Origin of the sequence: Sorangium sp. So ce124, from assembly GCF_051525235.1 — a bacterium.
Classification (GTDB): Bacteria; Myxococcota_A; Polyangia; order Polyangiales; family Polyangiaceae; genus Sorangium; species Sorangium atrum.
Window position 1 is genome coordinate 4,329,514 of the sequence record NZ_CP150312.1, and the last position, 20,139, is coordinate 4,349,652.

A 20,139-nucleotide genomic window follows, 5' to 3' on the forward strand; every position below is an offset into this window, starting at 1 on the left:
GATCCAAGGGGGCCGCGGCGACTCTCGTTCAGGCGAGACTCGACCCGTCCAGTGACACGGGCGAAAAGGGCGTGAGAAGCCAAATGTCTCGGTCGATGTAGGACATCGCGGCACAAACTATTGGCCAGCAACTGCCGTTGTCGTGGCTTCGTAAATAGTCGTTCATAAATGCCGGCAAATTGAAAGAGATGGACAGATGCGCGCCAAAGTGAAGAGAGTCGGCGACGGGAGATCGGCGCAGAGATGCGCATATTTGTGTGTATTTACGCGGGCTTATAAACGACCACGCAAGCGATCGTGTGAACGATCATGCGAGCGACCACGCAAGCGATCACGTGAACTACCATGTGAACGTTCACGCGAACTACCATGCAAACGAACGTGCAAATGACGCGGCGGGACGCATGATTGGCTTGACTCGGAACCCGATACGCGACAAGAGTAATCCTCTTAGCGGTGCCTGACCGCCTGTCGAACGAGTCCTCCAGCTCCGCACCTCGTGATCGAGATCCCTGGCGGGACGATGACCGATGACCACCGCGGCCGTCCCTCCGGAGCCTCCATCGCGCATTGCGTGTCGAGAGCCCCTGACCAGCGCAAGGGCAGCGTCGAGCTGTAGATAGACCGTATTCTTACTTGACAGAGGAGAACAACATGAGATTCGCATCAAGGAGCGCCTTGCTTGCCTCCGCGACGAGCCTTCTCGCCGTCTCATGCATCGCTGGTCTGGACGACACCGGCAGCGAGGAAGGCGACGCGCTCGGGGAGAGCCTTACGATCGATCCGAACGCGGTCTACACGCTCGTCGGCGTGCAGAGCAACAAGTGCGTCGAGATACGGGGGGGCAGCACGGCGAGCTCGGCAGCTGCGCAGATCGCGACGTGCAATGGCTCCACGCGACAGCAGTTCCGGGCGGAGTCCGCGGGGGGCGGATACTTCCGGCTGAAGAACGTGAACAGCGGCCTCTGCCTCGGGATCAACGGTGGATCGACGGCGAACGGTGCCACCGTCGTCCAATCCAGCTGCGGCAACGCCACGAGCCAGCAATTCTCGTTCGTGGATGTCGGCAACAACGCCCAGCGGATCATGGCCCGAAACAGCAACAAGGCGCTCGACGTCATCGGGCGATCGACCGCAGATGGCGCCGGCCTCCAGCAGTACAGCTGGGCGAACGGCGACAACCAGAAGTTCACGTTCAAGGTCGTGGGGGGCAGCTCAAGCAGCGTGAGCAGCAGCTCGAGCAGCGCGAGCAGCAGCTCAAGCAGCTCAAGCAGCGCGAGCACCGGCGTCGGTGGTTCAGGCGGCGCGGGTGGTGCTGGTGGTGCTGGCGGCTCGACCAGCTCAAGCAGCTCGACCAGCTCAAGCAGCGCGAGCACCGGCGTCGGTGGTTCGGGCGGCTCCGGCGGTGCTGGCGGCTCCGGTGGCGCTGGCGGCTCCGGTGGCGCTGGCGGCGGCGACGCCGACACGGGGGTCAACCCGGCGTCGGGCTGCACGCTCGGCTATAGCCAGATCCCGGACGGGAAGGGCGGCAAGAACGTCGAGGCCGTCTGCCTTCCGAAGGAGATGAACTTCAACATGGCCGCGTCGCTGGAGGCCTTCAAGACGACGGTCTACCCGCTCTTGACCGCCAACTGCTCCGGCTGCCACAGCTCGACGGGCAAGGCCCAGGCGCCCATGCACTCCGACGTCGATCCGGCGCTGGCCCACGAGTACGCGCTCACGCGCGTCAACTTCAAGAAGCCGGCGGACTCCAAGCTCGTCGTCCGGATGGGCATCGATCGGCACAACTGCTTCGGAACCAGCTGCAAGGACGCGAACACGCAGATGCTCAACGCCGTCACGGCGTGGGCGAACGCCGTCGCGCCGACCCTGCCGGCCACCCCGCGCCCCGTCGCCGCCGGCGAGAAGGTCACCGAGGATCAGGTCAAGGCGTGGATCGCGACGGACAAGGCCACCGTCGCCGCGGCGGACGCGGAGTTCATCAAGTACGCCTCGCTGCACGAGCTCCACAACGCGGGAGTCAGCGCTGAGGAGCTCAACGTGGCCCGCGTGGGTCTGTCGAAGGCCCTGAACTCGACCGCGCGCTGGGCCCCCACGATCGTCAATCCGGTGGACATCAACGGAAAGGGCATGGTCTACCGCTTCGATACCCGCAACTACTGGGGCTACAACAAGGGGGTCACGAAGCTCCACTTCGGCGGATCGGACGACGACGTCTTCTTCGGGAGGACCTCCGTCAACTACCTGGGTGAGCCCGTCGGCTCCGACGTCACGTTCAGGGAGCGCTACAGGTACACCTCGACGGTCCAGGTGGATCCGAGCTTCGCCAGGCTCGTCTGGGGCCGCGTGCTCGCCGGCAATGTGGAGGGCGCCACGGACAGCCAGGTGCTCCCGCCCAACGTCAACGGCTTCAAGACCGATTACATCGAGGCGAGTCAGCTCGTCTACACGCTGACGCGCCCGGACGTCTACAACTCCATCATGGCGATCCCCTGGTACGCGCAGGATCTCGAGGCCGAGCTCGGCGTCAACCACGACGCGGGCGTGAAGTCGTACGAATACATGCTCACGAAGCAGGCCATCACCGTCGATTCCCGCATGTACTTCAGGGCCAAGACGAAGAGCGGCGGGTACTACTGGAAGACGTGGGACGTCTTCAGCGGGCAGCTCGACGGCGTGACCACCATCGAGCAGGCGTACGAGACGGGCCAGATCCGGTTCCCCTTCTGGGCGCACCCGATCCCCAAGTTCATCAGCGGGGCCGGCGGTTCGGCGAGCAACTACAGCTTCATCGCGACGCTGGCTCAGCCGAACGGCACGGAGCCGGAGGGGTGCGACGGAGCGCCGAGCTACGCCGGCGGCAGCTACATCAACTGCCGCTACTACACCGGGACCGACGGCCTCCAGCAGTCGGCGGAAGAGGTCATCTGGGATCTGCCGAACGGCCTGCAGGGGTACTCCCTCTGGGGCGGCATCAACCAGCGCCGCGTCGACGCCTTCGTCAACATCGTGCGCGATCCGCGGCTCCAGCGGAGCGCCACGGACGCGCAGATCAACAGCACGGTGGGCTTCGCCACCCAGGACCGCCGCCTGAACACCGGCAGCTCCTGCATCGGCTGCCACGCCGACGGCATGAACCGAGGCAACAACGATCTGCGCGACTGGCTCGACGCCGGCGGCTCGCGCCTCCCGAAGGGCGAGCACGGGGTCGACGGGTGGATCAACGACGCGGCGACTGTCGCTCAGGTCAAGGAGCTGTATCCGCCGTCGACCGTGATGCGGCCGCGCATGGAGGACGATCGCAAGGTCTTCCTGACGGCGATGGGGAAGATCAAGCGGGGGATGGCCCTCGGTGCGGACAAGAACGTGTATGTGGAGCCGACGATCTGGACCATCGAGTGGGCACAGAACTTCTACAAGTACCCGCTGAGCCGCTCGAACTAGCTAGCGCCTCCACGCGCGAGCTCGCCCCTGGTCTCCAAATCTTGGTGTCTCGTGGCGGCTCCATCATTCTGGCAGGGTGGGGTAAGTCCCCATAGGCGTTGGCCAAGCTCGTTCGGTCACGGTCAGGGCACGACGCCCGCTCCCGCCGCCTCCACCCCCCATCCGTCACCAACGTGAACGTTTGCGACGTGAACGTTTTACGTGGTCGTGAACGTTTACGTGGTCGTGGTCGTGGTCGTGGTCGTCAACGATAGGCAGTGAACGACCACGACCACGACCACGTAAACGACCACGTAAACGTTTACGTAAACGACCACGTAAACGTTCGGATGTAGGCGAACGTCGCTCGAAGCCTGGTTGACGCTTGTGGGGGGAAGCACCCCACCTGAACGTTCTCCCGACGGGATCAAACGATGAATGCCAGACCGGCGTTCGTATCCCGCCGGGCTTCACGGCGTGAGGAGATCGCGCGCCACGGGCTCGTGCGCGCCGCGCGGGTGGCGCTTCAGGTAGAGCTCCGCGATGGGGCGCGCCGCCGCCCGGCCGGCCGTGCGCTCGACCGCCACCATCTTGCGGCCGAGCGCCTCGGCCGCGAACGGGCCGCCCGGCGACTCGGTGAGGTACGTGTCGTACCAGGCGACGGCCGCCCCGGGCGAGCCGCCGTCGTCGACCAGGCGGCCGAGCAGGAAGGCCGCCGCCTTGCCCTGGCTCGTCCCCGGGAACCGCTTGCGCGTCGCGGAGAGCGCGCGCTGCGCCACGTCGCCGCGCCGCGCGTACCGCGCCGCGTCCCCGAGGGCGACCAGGTCGTCCAGCGAGCCGCGCTCCAGCACCCCCCCGAGGCCGCGCTGCTCCGCCTCGGCCAGGACCGCCCGGAAATCTCCCGCCGCCACGCGCTGGGCCCAGCTCGGCGCCGCCGCGGCGCCGGCCGGCGCCGCCGGCCCCGCACCGTCGGTCGGAGGGCTCGCGGGCGCCCCCTCTGCCCGCGAGCCCTCCGGCCGTACGGCCCCGGCGTCGCCGACCACGGCGTCGCCAGGTCCGGTGATCTTCTCCTCCCGAGGCTGCGCCGCCGTGCCCGCGGGCGGCAGCACCTCCGGCGCCGGGTCCGCCGCGCTCGCGGCGTCGCTGCTCGAGATCTGCACGTCGCCCTCGCGCATCCGCGCCACGAGCCGCTGGCCGGCGCGGAGCGGCAGCCCGTCGGGCGCGAGCGGCCCGCGCACGGTCACGCTCCCCTCGTGCAGATCGACGCGCAGGGTGCCGTCGCTGCGGCTCCAGGACACGTCGAACACCGTGCCGGTGACCAGCACCGCGAACGGCCCCGCCTCGATGGACCAGCGCGCCTTCGGCCGCCGCGTGACGCGCAGCGACGCGCGGCCGTCCTCGAGCAGCATGCGCGCCCCGGCCGCGTCGACGTCCACCACGCGCATCGCGCTGCCCGCCGAGAGCGCGACGGAGGTGCCGTCCGTGAAGCGGAGCCGCGCCTCTCCGCCGGCCGTCGCGGCGATGTACCGCCCTGCGGTCGAAGGCGCGCCCTCGACGGCATAGTCGAGCGGCCGCGCCGGCCAGAGCGCGACGAGCGCGAGCGCGAGCGCCGCCGCGCCGGCGAGCGCGAAGCTCCACCGCGGCCGCCCCGAGAGCGCGCTCCACAGGGGCGAGGCGCGCAGCCACGCGCCCACGCGGCCCAGGGCTCCCGCGCGGCCCGTACCCCGGCTCACCGCCTCCACGAAGCGGGCGCGCTCGGCGGCGTCGTGCGCCGCGTCGACGTCCGCGGGGACGCCGCTCCGCACGAGGTCCGCGAGCCGGCTCAGCTTCTCCGCTTCATTCATCGCGCTCTCCTCCGTCGGCGGGGAGGGTCCCGGGCCGATCGAGGTCCTGCGGGGCCTTGGTGAGGTAGGCCGAGAGCGCGGGATCGCGCTCCGCGGCGGTGAGGATCCGATGGGACGCGCGCGCGAGGTGGCGCTTCGTCGTGGCCAGGGAGCAGCCGAGCGCGGCGGCGATCTCGGTGAGCTCGAGCCCCTCGATGAACCGCAGCACGAAGAGCGTCCGCGACCTGTCGTCGACCTGGTCGAGGATGTGGTAGAGCCGCGTGAGCGCCGCGCGCCCCTGAGGATCCTGCTGCGCGCCCCCCATGTCCGGGAGCTCGCCCGAGGGCGACAGCTGGAGCCAGCGCCGCACGCGCCTGCGCCGCAGCTCGGCGCGCGCCACGCGCACCGCGATGCCGACGATGAAGCTCGAGAGCAGCGAAGGATCCCTGAGGTCCTTGGCCACGCGGAAGAAGCGCAGGAACGTGTCCTGCACATGGTCGTCGACCTCGTCGCCCGGCCCGAGGGTGCGCGTCAGGATCCGGCGCACGAGCGGCGCGAACCGCTGCCACAGGATCGGCGCGGCGCCCGGGTGCCCCTGCGCGGCGGCGCGCGCGAGCGCCTCGTCGTCGGTCGCGGCCAACGGTAGCGCCTGCACCCCCCGCCTTTGCGTGAAGGGCGCGACCGCTGTCAAGGGCGGGACGGTCGACCGGCGGGGTTGGACCACGCCCAGCAGTGTTCCCCGGGAGGCCTCCGCGGCTCAAGATTCGGTACGAGGAGCGCGTGGTGGGCGGCGCTACCTCGGGACCATGGACGCGGGGGGTCGAGGCGCTCGAGACGGCGATGAGCGGCGTGGCGGGCACGTCGGCGCAGGTCGTCGTCCTGGACATCACGGGCGTGAAGGGCGTGGACAGCTGCGTCGCCGCGACGCTCGTGCGGGGCGCCGGGCCCGCGCCGGGAACCGCCGGTCGCGCGGGAAGGATAGGATATCGATGAGCGCTGGAGCCTGCCCCGGCAGGGCGGACCGAGGCTGGCGCTCAGTTGGCGAGCTTGTTCGGCTCTCGCGGGCCGAAGATCGCCTCCCAGTTCGAGCGGTAGGCGTCGGTCGCGACCTGCGCGGGGCCCGACCGGGACGACTCGCGCGGCCCCGGGAGGAGCACCTCCACGTCGAAGAGCCGCGCGTGCTCGGATCGCTGCGTCAGCTTCACGAGCTCCCCGTTCAGCGGGCGCCCGTGCTCGGTGGGTCGCAGCTCGCCGATCTCGAGCCGGTCCTCCCGGCTGCGGATCACCCGGAAGCCCTCCCCCTGCTCGACGGGGCTATGGATGAAGACGACATCCTGATTCGCCGCGGGCGCGGGCGTGTCCTGGTTCTGCGGGGGCTCGTCCTTGCCCATCGCGAGAGTTTCCCACGTTTGCCCCCCGGAGCGCCAGGTGGAGCGAGCGGTCAATCGCTGCCTGCTGTCCATCGCACACCGCCTCCCGCCCTCCCGAGCCGCAACGCTGCGCATCACGGCGGCGCGCTTTGACATGACGCACGTGGCGCACGTGGCGCGTGGCCGGAGCCTCCAAAACTTGGCCAGCGCGGGGCTTACGCCGTACTGCCGGCCAATGGGCCCTCTGCTACCGCGGAGGGCTCGCGACGGCGGACGCGGCTTCGCGGCGGAGGAATGGGCGTATGAACGGTCGAGGCGCAGAGGGAGAGGGCGTTCGCAAGGCGCCGGAATCCTTGGACAGGGAGCGCGAGGGCGGCGGCGAGCGGCGCGCTGGCGCCGGGCAGCGGGTCCGCATCGAGGCGCTCGTTGCGGTCGGCGAGACGTCGGGCGGCGGCTTCGAGGCCGAGTCGATCGACATGTCCCCCGACGGGATGCGCCTGCGCACGGCGTACCTGCCGCGGGTCGGCGACGCCCTGATCTGCCGGTTCGACGGGCTCGGCAAGGAGCTGGTCGTCGAGGGCGAGGTCTGCTGGCGCGCCGAGCAGGCGCGCGGCGGCGAGTTCGGCCTGCGCTTCACCGGCCTCGACGCCGAGTCGGAGGAGGCGGTGCGCGCGATGTGCTCGTCGATTGACGCGGGCGCAGCGGGCCCCGCGCCGGCGCTCGCCGTCCAGGCCGGCGCCGCGTCGCCCGGGGCGGCGCAGCGGGGCGCCCGCGTGCGGCTCCACATCGACGGGCTGGGCTCGCCCATGAAGGCGCGCGTGCGCGGCGGCGGGCTCGACGACCTGGAGGTCGGCTCCAACCTGGAGTTCCTCAAGGTGGGCCGCTCCCTCGAGCTGGAGGAGGTCGATCAGGGAACGCGCCGCGAGGCGTACATCGACCACGTGAAGGTCGAGGTCGACCCCGCGACGAGCGTGCCGCAGCTCGTGGTCACGCTGTGCTACGAGGCGCCCCGCGCGGCCAAGGCGCCGCGGCCGCGGCCCTCGTCGCCCGAGGCGCTCCCCCCGGGGCGATCTTCCCACGACGCCGGCGCGCCGGCGCGGGCACCGTCGTTGCCGCCGCAGGGCGAGCGCCCGGCTGCGCGGGCGTCGTCGGCGCCGACGGTTCCGGTGCGCGATCATCAGAGCGAGCGCGCGGCTGCGCGGCCTTCCTCGGCGCCGACGGTTCCGGCGCGCGATCATCAGAGCGAGCGCGCGGCTGCGCGGCCTTCCTCGGCGCCGGCGGCCGAGCCTCGGGGCGAGCGCGCCCTCTCGAGCGCGAGCGGCGGCGCGGCCGCCCACGCGGACGACGATCACGACAGCGACGTGTCGCCGGCGCTCTCGGCCCGGGAGGCGCGCGCGGGGGCCGAGGCGGCCCCGCCCTCCGTGGACGGCGGGGCGCCGTCCTCCGCGCGGAGCGAGGCCGAGGAGGAGGGCGCCGAGGCGGCCGCCGACGCGCAGCCGGGCCGGCTGCGCGAGGTCGGCGAGAAGGCCGCGATGGCGGGCAAGGCGGTGGCGGGCAAGATCGCGCCCGCGCTCGCCGGCGCCGGGGCGCGCGCCGCCACGGCGATGGCGGGCATCGTGGCGAGGATCAAGGCGCGGCGCGCCGAGCGCGCGGGCGACGCCGACGGGTCGGGCAAGGACGGCGGCCCGCGCCGCAAGACGGCGCCGCCGCCGGCTGGCGCCCTGAAGTCCGGCGGTCGCCGGCTGGTGCGCGAGGAGCCCGAGGAGGCGGCGGGCGAGGGCGGGGAGCCGCCGCGCTTCAACAAGAAGGCGGCCGCGGTCGGCAGCTTCCTTGGGCTGGCGGCGGTGCTCGTGGTGTTCGGGGCGGCCCGCTTCTTCGGCCTGCGGGGCGGCGACGCGCCCGCGGCCGGGGCCGAATCGGCCGCGGGCGCGCCGGCGCTGCCGGCGTCGGCGTCCTCCGGCGCGCCTGCCCTCGCGGCGGCCGCGGGGCCGGCTGCGGCGCCGGGCGGCGCGCTCACGGCGAACGTCCCGCTGTTCGGCGCGACGCCGCTGTCGACGACGGAGCCCGTGCCGCCGACGCCGCCGGCGGAGCCGAGCGCGCTGGCCGGCGATGCGCTCGCGCCGGGCGTGGCGGTCCCGGGCGGCCCGGGCGAGGAAGACGAGGCGGAATCGGCGGACGACGGGGACAAGGAGGGGCCGCGGGAGTGGGGGCAGGGGTCGGTGAGGAACCCCATCGTGCTGAAGCTGAAGATGGACGGCCCGATCGAGGAGCTGAACGGCGCGGCCGGCGCGATGGGCTTCACGGTATCGCTGCCCGATCGGCGCGCGCTGTCGTCGGGCAACGGCCTTGCCCGCAAGGACAAGCGCATCGCGTCGGTGCGCGTGGTCAACACGGCGCACGGCGCGGAGATCACCCTGCAGTTCAAGGACGGCGTGCCCGCGTACAAGGCGAAGGCGCGCGGCGATCGCCTGGAGATCTCGCTCGGCCGCGGCGAGTCGAAGAAGGTGGCGTCGAAGTCGAAGCCCGAGAAGAACGAGAAGCACGAGAAGAAGAAGACCGACGACGCCAAGAAGAAGGGCGGGAAGGGGAGCGGCAAGAAGGACAAGGAGCGCTGAGGGGCGCGGGCCGGGCGGAACTAGCCAACTTGGCGCGCCGTCGTCGGCGTGGCATTCTCCTGGGGTGCGGTGGAACGACGAGAAGAGCCGGCGTTTCCAGGCGCTCCGTGCGGCCGAGGCGCGGGGGACGTTGACGGACCCCGAGCGCGCGGAGCTCTCTCGTCTGTTCGAGGATCTCGACGCGGAAGAGGCCGACGCGCTGCGCCCGGCGATGGAGCTGGCGGCGGCGCGCGCGGAGGACCTCGCGGCGCAGAAGGCACAGCTCGAATCCCAGGCTGACGCGTTGGCGCGCATCGTGGCCGAGCAGGAAGGGCTCCTGGCAGATGCCACCGCCTACCTCCAGAAGCTACGGGAGAAGAACGCGGCCCTGGCGGAGGACTACCGGCGCCTCATGGGGCACGATCTCGCCCCTGCCCGCTGAGGGTGTGGTCGCGTGGCCGACGAGTTACGCGCGCTGGTCCGGGAGGGCTTTCGAGCACGCTGTGCGTACTGCGGGGTGCACGAGGATGCGGTCGGGGCCACCCTGACGGTCGACCACCATCGCCCGCGCGCGCATGGAGGTACTGACGACGTGGCGAACCTCGTCTACTGCTGCGCCAGGTGCAACGAGCACAAGGGCGCCTACTGGCACGAGCGGGATCCTCCTTATGTCCGCCTGCTTCATCCCGGGCGAGATAATCTGGCGCAGCACCTGCACGAGAGCGACGGACACCTCGTTGGCCTCACCCCCGCAGGCGAGTTCTTCGTCCACCGCATGCGATTGAATCGCCCACAGCTCGTGGCCTATCGGCGCGCGCGGCAAGCGGAGGTGACCCTCACGGCTGAGCTCGCGGCGAGCCGCCAGCGCGTCGAGGAGCTGGAGCGTGCGGTGCTCGATCTGCGTGCGGCGCTGGAATCGACGGCGGATGAGATCGAGCGCCGGTCGAAGGGGCGCCCCTGGGAGCCCTGAACCGTTCGAATCCGGGTTCGGCCACTTCTTCTCCTCCTCAGAGGAAGAAGTCGCCTGTCAGGTTGATGGACCCGCTGCAGGGATGCGCAGGAGCTTGGCGGTGGGCCGACCTGCGCATGTCTCTGTTGCGGGTTCAGGTGTTGCGGGCGGCGCTTCCCTTCGCCGATAAGGCCGGCTTCGACGCCGTGACGATGCGGGTTGTCGGCCAGCGCCTGCACGTCGACGCCGTGTCCCTCGATAAGCATCTCACTCACAAGACGATATCTTCGACGGTCTCGTCGAGATCGTTTTCCCCGAGATACTTCGCCTTCGGGGCTGCCGGGGCCCCGCCATGCGCCGACTGCCCGCGCTCCGAGCCCACGTCGCCGCAGGTCCTCCTTGGTCCCCCATCCATGGCAGCCACGGCAGGCCCCCGTGGAGGGTGCTCGTCGCGCGTGGCGGGGACGGGCAGTTGTCTGAGCCCAACGAACGTCCTGTGTCCGGCGTGCTCCGCACGCCGGGCACAGGACGTCTCAGGCGAGTTCTGCCCGTCCCTGCCACGCGCGACGAGCACCCTCCACGGGGGCCGGGCAGCTCGGCACTCCCTCCTTCCCGCCGTCCCACGCCCCCAGCGCCGATCTCCGCCGCCCCCCTGCTACACGGATCTCCCCGGCCCCACCGGCGGCGGGATCGACCACTCCGCGCTGTCCGACAGCCTCGGCTCCGCCTCCTCCGCCGCGCTCCCGAAGAAGTCCGCGACGTCGTGCCGCCTCGCCTCCGCGTCCGCGCGCCCCAGCTCGATCAGCTTCCGCGTGAACGAGCCGTCGAACAGGAGGTAGCTCGCGAGATCCGCGTCGTTCTCCGCGCCCACGTCCACCAGCGAGAGCAGCCGTCGCATCATCGCCGGCCCCCCCTGCAGCTTGCCCGCCCGGACGTGCTCCGCCGCCAGGCGCCCGAGATCCGCGCTCGGCCGCACCACCAGCGTCTCCACCCGCCGGTACGGAAGCGCCCCGCGCAGCGCCGCGGCGCCGTTGATCGATTGCAGGAAATCCGGGCCGAACGCCTGCTCCCCGTCCTCGATCATGTGGTTCACCCGCGTCAGCACCTCGAAATCGGTCTGGATGTGGTCGAGCAGGAACGCGTTCAGCACCTTGCCGAGCACGAGCGCCATCCCCGGCGGCTTGCCGCTGTCCCCCGCGTCGATGCTCCGCACCTCGCGCGACAGCCCGATCGCCAGGACGTGCGTCGCCCCCAGCCGGAGCGCGGGCGCGATCGGCGTGTTCTGCCGCACGCCCCCGTCCATGTACAGATCGCGGCCGATCCGCACCGGCGGGAACAGGATCGGGATCGCCGCCGACGCGAGCGCGTGCTGCGGGCCTACCAGCGCCCCCCGGATGATCGTCCGCGGCGGCGCCGTCGTCGGCAGCGCCCCGTCCGGGCCCGTCTGCATGAAGATCACCGTCCGGCCCGTCCCGATCTCCGTCGCCGACACGCTCACCGCCGAGAGGTAGCCGTGGCGCAGCGTCCGCGCGATCGCGCGCCACGGGATCTCCCGCTCGACGAGCCGCTGCATCGGCGACACGTCGAACAGGCCCACCCCCTCCGACCCGCCCCCGAACAGCAGCTTCGGCATCGAGATCGCCTGCCGGACCCCGAAGCCGAGCACCGTCTCCAGCTTCAGCTGCGTCCACAGGTTGACGAGGCGACGCACCCCCAGCGTCGGATCGTCGAGGTGCGCCGCCAGGTAACACGCGTTCACCGCGCCCACCGACGTCCCGCACAGGATGTCGATGCGCGGCGGCGCCCCGCGCAGGCGGGCGAACGCGTCGAGCACGTACGACAGGACCCCGACCTCGTAGGCCCCCCGAGCGCCGCCGCCCGAGAGGATCACCGCCACCTTGCGCCGCTGCTTCGCCCCGGTCCTCGCGCCCGTTCCCGTCATGCCATCTCCCCGCGGCGGAGCGGGTCGTGCCCCGCCGCCGGACCTTCCGCCTCCGCGGCGAGGACCCGCCGCACCACGGTGCGCTCCAGGAACAGCGCCCTGAGCCGCGCGTCGCGGATGTAGCCCGCCACCCTCCGCACGTGCGCCGCCGCGCGGCAGTACGCGTCCGTCGAGCTCGCCGGCGCGCCCTTCTGCAGCGCCTCGCAGCAGAGGTCGCGCACCTCGATGCCGTACTCCGAGCTGCCCGCCTCGACCGCGCCGAGCGCCGTCCGCGCGAGCAGCACCCCGGAGTGGACCTCGCCCGCGTCCACCCGAGACGCCGCCTCGATCGCCGTCGCGTGGGCGTGGTAGCTCATCAGCCCCTGCGACTCGGCGAGCTGCCGCGCCTCGGAGGCGTTCGCGATCGCGCCCTGGATGTCGCCTCGCGCCCTCGCGAGGAGGCCGCGGACGTTGCGCTCGTGGATCATGTCGTAGACGCTGCCGGTCACCGCGATGAGCGCGCCCGCATCGGCGCAGAGCGTGTGCGCGGCGTCGACGTCGCCCGCCTCGAGGAGGATCCCCGCCGAGCAGAGGAGCGTGTCGGCCCGCGCGTCCTGATCGTCATAGCGCTCGTGGGCCTCGCGCGCCCGCTTCATGTACGCCAGGCTCCGCGGTACGTCCCCGAGCTTCGCGTACGCGTGGCCGATGTTGCTCAGCGTCTTCGCGATCTGGAACCGGCCGCCGATCGCGAGATCGATGGAGATCGACGAGAGCCCGACCGCGATCGCGTCCTCGAACCGCTCGAGCACGAACATCGCCACCGCGAGCGAGTTCTTCGCGCGCGCCTCGCTGCGGCGCGCCCCCACCGCGCGGAACACCGCGATCGCCTCGGCGTAGGCCTCCACCGCCTCCTGCACGCGGCCGACCCGGCGCAGGAGCACCCCCTTCGTGCGCAGCACCTCCGCGCGCGCCCGCGGCGTCAGCCCGCCCGCCTGCGTCACCCGGAGCGCGCGATCCGCCGCGTTGATCGCGCCCTGGATGTCGCCGAGCTCGCGCAGCACCTCCGACAGGATCGTGAGCGCCTCGACCTCGAGCGCGGGCCGGCGCGCGATGCGCGCGATCTCGGCCGCGCGCTGCGCCACCGGCAGGCCGCGGGCGAGGTAGCCGTCGTCGAGGTCGAACCGCGCGGTGCGCACGAGGGCGAGCGCAGCCCAGCGCGCCTGGCCGCTCTCCTTCGCGAGCTGGCGCAGCGCCGCGAGGTGCCGCCGCCGGTCGCGGCGGCGGCCGAGGTGGCGGAAGATCGCCTCCAGCGCCTCGTGCGCGATCATCACGCGGGCGTCGCCGGCCGGCAGGAGCGACAGCGCCCGCTCGTAGTACCGCCGCGACAGCTGCGCCTGGTGCCCCGCGCGCGCGGCCCGCGCCGCGTCGAGGTAGAGCTCCGCCGCCTGCGCGGGCGCCTCGCCCCGCGCGAGGTGCTGCGCCACGATCGCCGCCGAGAGCCCCTGCGCGAGCGGCGTCGTCGAGAGGTGCTCGCCGAGCCGCCGGTGCATGCGCACGCGGCTCGCGCCGTCGAGCGCGAGGTAGGCCACGTCGCGCACGAGCGGGTGCCGGAAGTCGACCGCCCCGGCGCGGCGATCGCACAGTCCGCGGGCGCAGAGGCGCGTCACCGCCTCGTCGTCGGCGAGCCGCGTCAGGTTCAGGATGTCGTCCTTGAGCAGCGGCCCCCCCGCGACCGCCAGCCAGTTCACGACGTCGTGCTCCGCCGGCGGCAGCTCGCGCAGGCGGTCGCCGATGAGCTGCTCCAGCGTCGAGGGCAGCGGCTCGCCGCGATCCCCCGTCCGGTCGTGGCGCACGAGCTCGTGCCGACCGCCCGGGTGCTCGACGATCTCCAGCGTGCCCCGCTCGAGGAGCGCGTCGATCATCTCGAGCAGGAAGAACGGGTTGCCGGCGACGCGCGGCACGAGCTCGCCGCAGACGGTCGCCACCCCGTCGCGCACGCCGAGGCGCGCCTCCACGAGGCGCATCTGCTCCTCGGCGCTGAGGCCGCGGAGCTCGATCCGCACGAGCCCCTCGATGAACGGGGTCACGCGCTCCTCGGGGCGCGTGAGGAGCAGCACGAGCACCGGGAGCCGCTCCGCGCGCTGCTTCAGGAGCTCCGAGAGGAGCTCCAGGCTCGGCCGGTCGGCCCACTGGAGGCCGTCGATGACGACGACGAGCGGCTGGTGCCGCGCCAGCGAGCCGAGCAGGTACTTCACGCCCCGCACCACCACGTCGCGGCCGTAGGCGGCCGCGTCCTCCTCGGGGTGCTCGAGCTGCTTGCCCGTGACGAGCTCGGCGAGCCGCGTGACGATGCGCGCGCCGAGGGGCGAGCGCGCGATGGGCCCGAGCAGGGCGCGGATCACGTGGGACGCGTCGTCGATCGCGTGGTCGAGCCCCATCCCGGTGACGTCGCGGAGCACGTCGCAGACCGTGGCGAGCGGCAGCTCGCTCTTCACGGGCGAGCACTCGACGTGGAGCACGCGCGCGTCGCCCGGGAGCTCCGAGAGGAACGTGGAGATGAGCGCGCTCTTGCCGATGCCCATCTCGCCGACGATGACGCGCGCCACGGACTGGCCGCGGAGCGCGCCGACCGGCGGGCTCGAGGGCCTGCTCGGCCGGCTCGGGGGCTTGCTCTGCCGGCTCCCCGGCGGCTCGCTCTCGCCGAAGCGCGCGGGCGGCTCGACGTTGCCCTTCACGGGCGGCGAGATCGCCCGGTGGTAGGCCGCGTGCAGATCGGCCCGCTCCGCGTCGCGCCCCACGAGGTCGTTCGGCGAGAGCGCGATCTCCGCCATCCGCTCCTCGCGGGTGAGCGGGCGCTGCAGCGCGTAGAGCCGCATCTGGTGCGGGACCGGGTAGCCGCGGGCGTCGTCGAGGTCGAGCGAGGGCGCGTCGCCCCAGCGGAAGTCGCGGCGGACGAGGCGGTAGACGCCGCCCGCGACCCACGTCTTGCCGAACGGGGTGCGGATGCCGATGCGCTCGGCGAGGAAGTTCGCGGGCTCCTTGAGCGCGTGGTTGATGAGGTGCCCCTGCTCGTCGCGCTCGCCGTACGCGATGCCGCGGACGATGCCGATCGCGGCGCGGAGCTCGACGGGCAGGTCCTCCGACGCGCCCGCGAGCGCCTCGTGCACGTCGACCGCGAGCGAGGCGGCGTCGGCCGCGGCGCGCGAGGGGTTCGCGAGCAGCCCGACCACCGCGCGCGCGCTCGCGTGCGACTCCCACGACCAGATCGCCCCGTGCTTGAAGGCGATCGCGTCGAGGGTCGTGCGGATCGAGCGCCCGCTGCGCTTGCCGGCGAGCCGGCCCTGCGCCCCGAGCAGCGCGTCGACGCCCTCGATGCGCAGCGTGACCACGGCGACGTGGCGCACCTCGCGCACGGCGCGCGGCGCGCCGGTGCCCTCGGCGTCGCCGCCCGTGCGCGCGGCCGGCACCGCCGCGAGCGTCTGCGGCTGCGCCACGGAGCCGTCGTCCGCGGGCTGCTCCTCCGCGCCCTCCGCGCCCTCCGCGCGGCGCGCGGCGCCCTCGCGCGCCTCCTCCGCGCGGTCGCGGCCGAGCAGGTGGGCGACGGTCTGCTCGACCGAGGCGTTGTCGACGAGCTCCTGCCGCGCGAGCAGCGCGCGCGCGACCGCCCCGGCCAGGTCGCGCGCGGTCTGGAAGCGGGCCTCGGGCTCGCGCTCCATGGCGCGCATCACGATCGCCTCGAGCTCCACGGGGATGTCGCGCGCGTGCGCTGAAGGGGGGTCGAACCGGCCCTCCTTCACGGCCTGGAGGAGCGCCTCGTCGTCGAGCTTGCCGTACGGCGAGCGCATGGCGAGCATCTCGTAGAGCACGACGCCGAGGGCGTAGATGTCGCTGCGCCGGTCGACGCGCTCGCCGCGCGCCTGCTCGGGCGACATGTACCCGAACTTGCCCTTCAGCACGCCGGTCTCCTCGCGGAAGAGGTTGGCGCTGGCGATGCCGAAGTCGGCGATCTTCACGACGCCCTCGAGCGAGAGCAGGATGTTCTGCGGCGAGACGTCGCGGTGGACGATCGCGAGCGGCATGCCGCCCTCGTCCTTGCGCTCGTGGGCGTAGTGCAGCCCCTTCGCCGCCTCGGAGACGATGAACGCCGACACGAGCGGCGGGATCCGCGACTCCTTCTGCTGGGCGGCCCGCATCAGCTTGCCGAGGTCGAAGCCCTCGACGTACTCCATCGAGAGGAGCAGCCCGTCCTCGCCGTGGTCGGAGAACTCGTAGACCTGGACGATGTTCGGGTGGTTCAGGCGCGTGGCGAGGTGGGCCTCCTCCACGAACATCGCGCGGAAGCGCCGCGAGGCCCCGTGCGCGGGGAGGATGCGCTTGACGACGAGGAGCTTGTACGTCCCCTCGGCGCCCCGCTTCTTTGCGAGGAAGACCTCCGCCATGCCGCCAGCGCCCAGGCGGCGCTGGATCTCTAGGTCGGCGAGCTGGGACGGGTGCTTGGCCATGCAGCGAAGCGGCGCGCGGGCGCCCTGGCTGGGAGGCGCCGGGCGCGGTGAATCGGGTGACCGGTGTTGAACAAGGTCCGCGCTCGGTTCCCCCGATCCATGGAAGGACGACGGGTTGACCCGCATGGTAGCGTCCCGCCCGCGTCTCCGGGGAGACAACCAGGGTGGAAAGGCGAATCTTTCTGGGTGGCTCGGGGATCCCCGCCGGGAGTGAGCCCGCCCGCGCGCCGCACATCTGCGATGGCGGCGCCGCCAGACCCCGGCCCTGACGTCTCGCTTGCAAGGCACCCTCCCACGGCGCCCGACACCCGGCCGCTGCTGCGCCAGCAACAACAAAGCTGTTGCCGAAGCACAGGCCGTCTGTTAAAACGGACGCCGCGTCTGTGATGAGAGACGCCGGGCGTCCGACCCCGGCCGCTGGCCGTTGGCCACTGGGCCGAGAGGCGGTGGGGTCGTCGTGTGCGCGCGCCTGAAACCTTGAGGGCTTGTAATGGACATTCGCGTGACAGAGGCGGACGTCGTCGTCGTGGGCGGCGGCAGCGCAGGCTCCACTGCAGCGGTGGAGGCGCAACAGCGGTTGCCCCGGGGGAGGGTTGTCCTCCTCGAGAAGGCGCATATCAAGCGGAGCGGCGCCATCGCGATAGGCATGGATGGTCTGAACAACGCCATCCTACCAGGGCACGCGACGCCGGAGCAGTACGTGAAGGAGATCACGGTGGCCAACGATGGCATCGTGAACCAGCGCGCCGTCTATGAATACGCGCGGAACAGCTTCGCGATGATCCAGGAGCTCGACTCCTGGGGCGTGAAGTTCCAGAAGACACGATCGGGCGATTTCGACGTCAAGAAGGTCCACCACAACGGGAGCTACGTGCTCCCGATGCCCGAGGGCTACGACCTCAAGAAGATCCTGACGCGCATGGTCAAGCGCGCCGGCGTGAAGGTCGTCAACCGCGTGATGGCGACGCGGATCCTCGTGACCGACGGGCACGTCGCCGGGGTGATCGGCTTCGACACCCGGGAAGGGCATATCGAGATCATCAAGGCGAGGGCGGTCATCCTGTGCTGCGGCGCCTCGGGGCGGCTCGGGCTGCCGGCGTCCGGCTACCTCCACGGGACGTACGAGAACCCGTCGAACGCGGGAGACGGCTACTCGATGGCGTACCACGCGGGCGCCGAGCTCTCCGGCATCGAGTGCTTCCAGGTGAACCCGCTCATCAAGGACTACAACGGTCCGGCGTGCGCGTACGTGACAGGCCCGCTCGGCGGGCACACGGTCAACGCGCGGGGGCACCGCTTCATCGAGAGCGATTACTGGAGCGGGCAGATGATGCTCGAGTTCTACCGGGAGCTCCACTCCGCGAACGGCCCCGTGTACCTGAAGCTCACCCACCTCGCCCCGGAGACGATCACCGAGGTCGAGCGGGTCCTGCACCAGACGGAGCGCCCGAGCCGCGGGCGCTTCCACGAGGGCAGGGGGCACAGCTACGCGAGCGATCTCGTCGAGATGCACATCTCCGAGATCGGCCTGTGCAGCGGGCACAGCGCGTCGGGCGTCTGGGTCAACGAGAAGGGCGAGACCACGGTGCCCGGGCTCTACGCCGCCGGCGACATGGCGTGCGTGCCGCACAACTACCTGCTCGGCGCGCTCACCTACGGGAAGATCTGCGCCCAGAGCGCGCTCGATTACCTCGAGCGCGCGCCCGCGGTCGAGCCGCTCGCCGCCGCGGTCGACGCCGAGCGAGAGCGCATCCTCGCCCCGCTCTCTCGACGGAGCGGCGTGCCGCCGCACCAGTACGAATACAAGGTGCGGCGCCTGGTGAACGATTATCTCCAGCCGCCCAAGACCGGGAACAAGATGACGCTCGGGCTCGAGTACTTCCTGCGGGCGAAGGAGGAGCTCGAGGAGGTCACCGCGGAGAGCCCCCACGAGCTCATGCGGGTGATGGAGTGCCATTTCATCCGCGACTGCGCGGAGATGGCGGCGCGCGCGTCGCTGTACCGGACCGAGAGCCGGTGGGGCCTCTACCACTACCGGCTCGATTACCCCGAGATGGACGACCAGCGCTGGTTCACGCACGTGAACCTGAAGAAGGACGAGCGCGGCGAGATGGTCGCCTTCAAGAGGCCGGTGGAGCCTTATCTCTTCCCGATCGACGACGGCGAGCGCACGGCCTACCACCGCCTGCGCATCCAGGCCGAGGAGCCGCGCGCGTCCGTCTGACGAGCGCCCGAGAACGCGAGAACACGAGGTCAATCAAGCGATGGGTCACCTGCTCAACCGCGAATCCGTCAAGGCGCAGAGCGCCAGGTCCGTGGGCCACGCCGAGGCCGCCGTGCGGCTCGATCTGCCTGTCGTCATCGACGAGGCGTCGTGCATCAAGGGCTGCCGCATCTGCATCGACTCGTGCCCGGTCGATTGCCTGGCCATCGATCCCGAGACGAAGAAGGCCCACATGGCCTACGACGAGTGCTGGTATTGCCTCGCGTGCGAGATCGATTGCCCCAAAGAGGCCATCACCGTGAAGATCCCCTTTCTCATCCGATAACGACCCCACGGCAGAGACGACATGACACAGCCTTCGCTCGCGCGGGATCTCGAGGGCATCCTCGGGGATCCCGACCCCGGCGCGCGCCAGCTGGCGCTGACGCAGATAGAGGATCTCTCGGATCCGGAGATCATCCACCCCCTCATCGCGGCCGTCCGCGACGAGGATCCGACGGTGCGGGCGCTCGCGCTCGGGCACCTCGAGGATCTCGGCGACGCCCGCTCGGTGCCCGCCGTCGTCGGGGCGCTCGACGACGAGGACGCCCGCGTGCGGGAGGCGGCCGCCACGGCGCTCCGGGAGATCCGCGGGGCGGACGCCGCCACGCACCTCATCGAGGCGCTGGGGCACACGAGCCCGTTCGTCCGCACCTCGGTGATCGTGGCGCTCCGCGAGATCCGCGACCCGCGGGCGCTCGCGCCCCTCGAAGGGGCGCTCGGCGACCCGGATCCCGAGGTGCGGCGCGAGGCGGTCCTCTCCCTGGCCTACCTGCGGCGGCCCGAGTCGGCGCCTGCGCTCCGCCCGAGCCTGCGCGATCCCGACGCGCGGGTGCGGCAGGTCGCGATCGGCGCGCTCGAGTCGCTCGGCGCGCGGGGCGATACCGCGCTCGTCCAGGACCTCGTGGGGCTGCTCTCCGATCCGGACTGGCGGGTCCGGGTCGAGGCCGCCATCGTGCTCGGCCGCTCGGCGCACGGCCTCGCGGCGCCGCACCTCCGGAGCGCCCTCGACGACGGCGCCTGGCAGGTCCGGAAGGAGGCGGCGCTCGCGCTCGGGCGGCTCCGGGCCGCCTCGGCCACGGAGGACCTGGTCGGTCTGCTCGGGAGCGACCTCGCGGATCTGCGCAAGGCGGCCGCGCAGGCGCTCGGCGAGATCGAGGCGGCGGCCGCGGAGGCGCCGCTCCGCCGGCTGCTCGGCGACGCCGACGTCGAGGTGCGGAAGGCGGCCGGCCGCGCGCTCGATGCCATCCGGGCGGGGACAGGACGACATGAGACCTTTGCGAGGGATTGAACC

At 71.9% G+C, this 20,139-nt stretch carries 13 protein-coding genes; 8 read left to right on the forward strand and 5 right to left on the reverse strand.

All coding sequences use genetic code 11. From position 1 onward, the window contains the following. Positions 1–654: 654 nt before the first annotated feature. Positions 655–3,444, forward strand: a complete 2,790-nt coding sequence (locus WMF19_RS16355) for an RICIN domain-containing protein (RefSeq protein WP_437899973.1) — start codon at positions 655–657, stop codon at positions 3,442–3,444. Positions 3,445–3,893: 449 nt separating this feature from the next. On the opposite strand, the gene WMF19_RS16360 is transcribed toward WMF19_RS16355, so the two are convergent. Together WMF19_RS16360 and WMF19_RS16365 are read right to left on the reverse strand one after the other, a co-directional pair. After that, positions 3,894–5,267 (reverse strand): FecR domain-containing protein, encoded by a 1,374-nt coding sequence (locus tag WMF19_RS16360; RefSeq protein WP_437899975.1) that lies wholly within the window; start codon positions 5,265–5,267, stop codon positions 3,894–3,896. Then, positions 5,260–5,886: an RNA polymerase sigma factor gene (locus tag WMF19_RS16365; RefSeq protein ID WP_437899977.1), complete on the reverse strand. Its 627-nt coding sequence runs from the start codon at positions 5,884–5,886 to the stop codon at positions 5,260–5,262. The genes WMF19_RS16360 and WMF19_RS16365 overlap by 8 nt, the downstream gene beginning before the upstream one ends. A gap of 143 nt (positions 5,887–6,029) precedes the next feature. Between WMF19_RS16365 and WMF19_RS16370 the strand changes: the two genes are divergently transcribed. Beyond that, on the forward strand, positions 6,030–6,239 hold the full coding sequence (locus WMF19_RS16370) for a hypothetical protein (RefSeq protein WP_437899979.1): 210 nt from the start codon (positions 6,030–6,032) through the stop codon (positions 6,237–6,239). A 41-nt stretch (positions 6,240–6,280) separates the two neighbouring features. Here WMF19_RS16370 and WMF19_RS16375 read toward each other — a convergent pair whose 3' ends face one another. After that, on the reverse strand, positions 6,281–6,637 hold the full coding sequence (locus WMF19_RS16375) for a hypothetical protein (RefSeq protein ID WP_272103839.1): 357 nt from the start codon (positions 6,635–6,637) through the stop codon (positions 6,281–6,283). Positions 6,638–6,918: 281 nt separating this feature from the next. Between WMF19_RS16375 and WMF19_RS16380 the strand changes: the two genes are divergently transcribed. From WMF19_RS16380 to WMF19_RS16390, 3 genes are all read left to right on the forward strand, one after another. Beyond that, positions 6,919–9,231 carry a PilZ domain-containing protein gene (locus WMF19_RS16380; protein ID WP_437899981.1) on the forward strand — a complete coding sequence of 771 codons (2,313 nt, stop codon included), beginning with the start codon at positions 6,919–6,921 and terminating at the stop codon, positions 9,229–9,231. Between the two features lie 64 nt (positions 9,232–9,295). Then, complete coding sequence (locus WMF19_RS16385) at positions 9,296–9,652, forward strand: hypothetical protein (protein WP_012235381.1); 357 nt, start codon at positions 9,296–9,298, stop codon at positions 9,650–9,652. A 12-nt stretch (positions 9,653–9,664) separates the two neighbouring features. Continuing rightward, positions 9,665–10,180 (forward strand): HNH endonuclease, encoded by a 516-nt coding sequence (locus WMF19_RS16390; RefSeq protein WP_437899983.1) that lies wholly within the window; start codon positions 9,665–9,667, stop codon positions 10,178–10,180. A 634-nt stretch (positions 10,181–10,814) separates the two neighbouring features. Here the strand turns inward: WMF19_RS16390 and WMF19_RS16395 are convergent. Both WMF19_RS16395 and WMF19_RS16400 read right to left on the reverse strand, forming a co-directional pair. Continuing rightward, positions 10,815–12,101, reverse strand: coding sequence for a patatin-like phospholipase family protein (locus WMF19_RS16395; RefSeq protein WP_437801859.1), 1,287 nt, complete (start codon positions 12,099–12,101; stop codon positions 10,815–10,817). After that, a complete protein-coding gene (locus tag WMF19_RS16400) occupies positions 12,098–16,582 on the reverse strand; it encodes a serine/threonine-protein kinase (RefSeq protein ID WP_437899986.1) in 4,485 nt (1,494 codons plus the stop codon). The genes WMF19_RS16395 and WMF19_RS16400 overlap by 4 nt, the downstream gene beginning before the upstream one ends. A gap of 490 nt (positions 16,583–17,072) precedes the next feature. On the opposite strand from WMF19_RS16400, the gene WMF19_RS16405 reads away from it, so the two are divergent. Genes WMF19_RS16405 through WMF19_RS16415 form a run of 3 tightly spaced genes read left to right on the forward strand, consistent with a single transcriptional unit; the run spans position 17,073 to position 20,136 of the window. After that, complete coding sequence (locus WMF19_RS16405) at positions 17,073–18,806, forward strand: fumarate reductase/succinate dehydrogenase flavoprotein subunit (protein ID WP_437899988.1); 1,734 nt, start codon at positions 17,073–17,075, stop codon at positions 18,804–18,806. A gap of 40 nt (positions 18,807–18,846) precedes the next feature. Beyond that, complete coding sequence (locus WMF19_RS16410; RefSeq protein ID WP_437329529.1) at positions 18,847–19,131, forward strand: 4Fe-4S dicluster domain-containing protein; 285 nt, start codon at positions 18,847–18,849, stop codon at positions 19,129–19,131. Between the two features lie 21 nt (positions 19,132–19,152). Then, positions 19,153–20,136 carry a HEAT repeat domain-containing protein gene (locus WMF19_RS16415; RefSeq protein WP_437899990.1) on the forward strand — a complete coding sequence of 328 codons (984 nt, stop codon included), beginning with the start codon at positions 19,153–19,155 and terminating at the stop codon, positions 20,134–20,136. Positions 20,137–20,139: the final 3 nt, after the last annotated feature.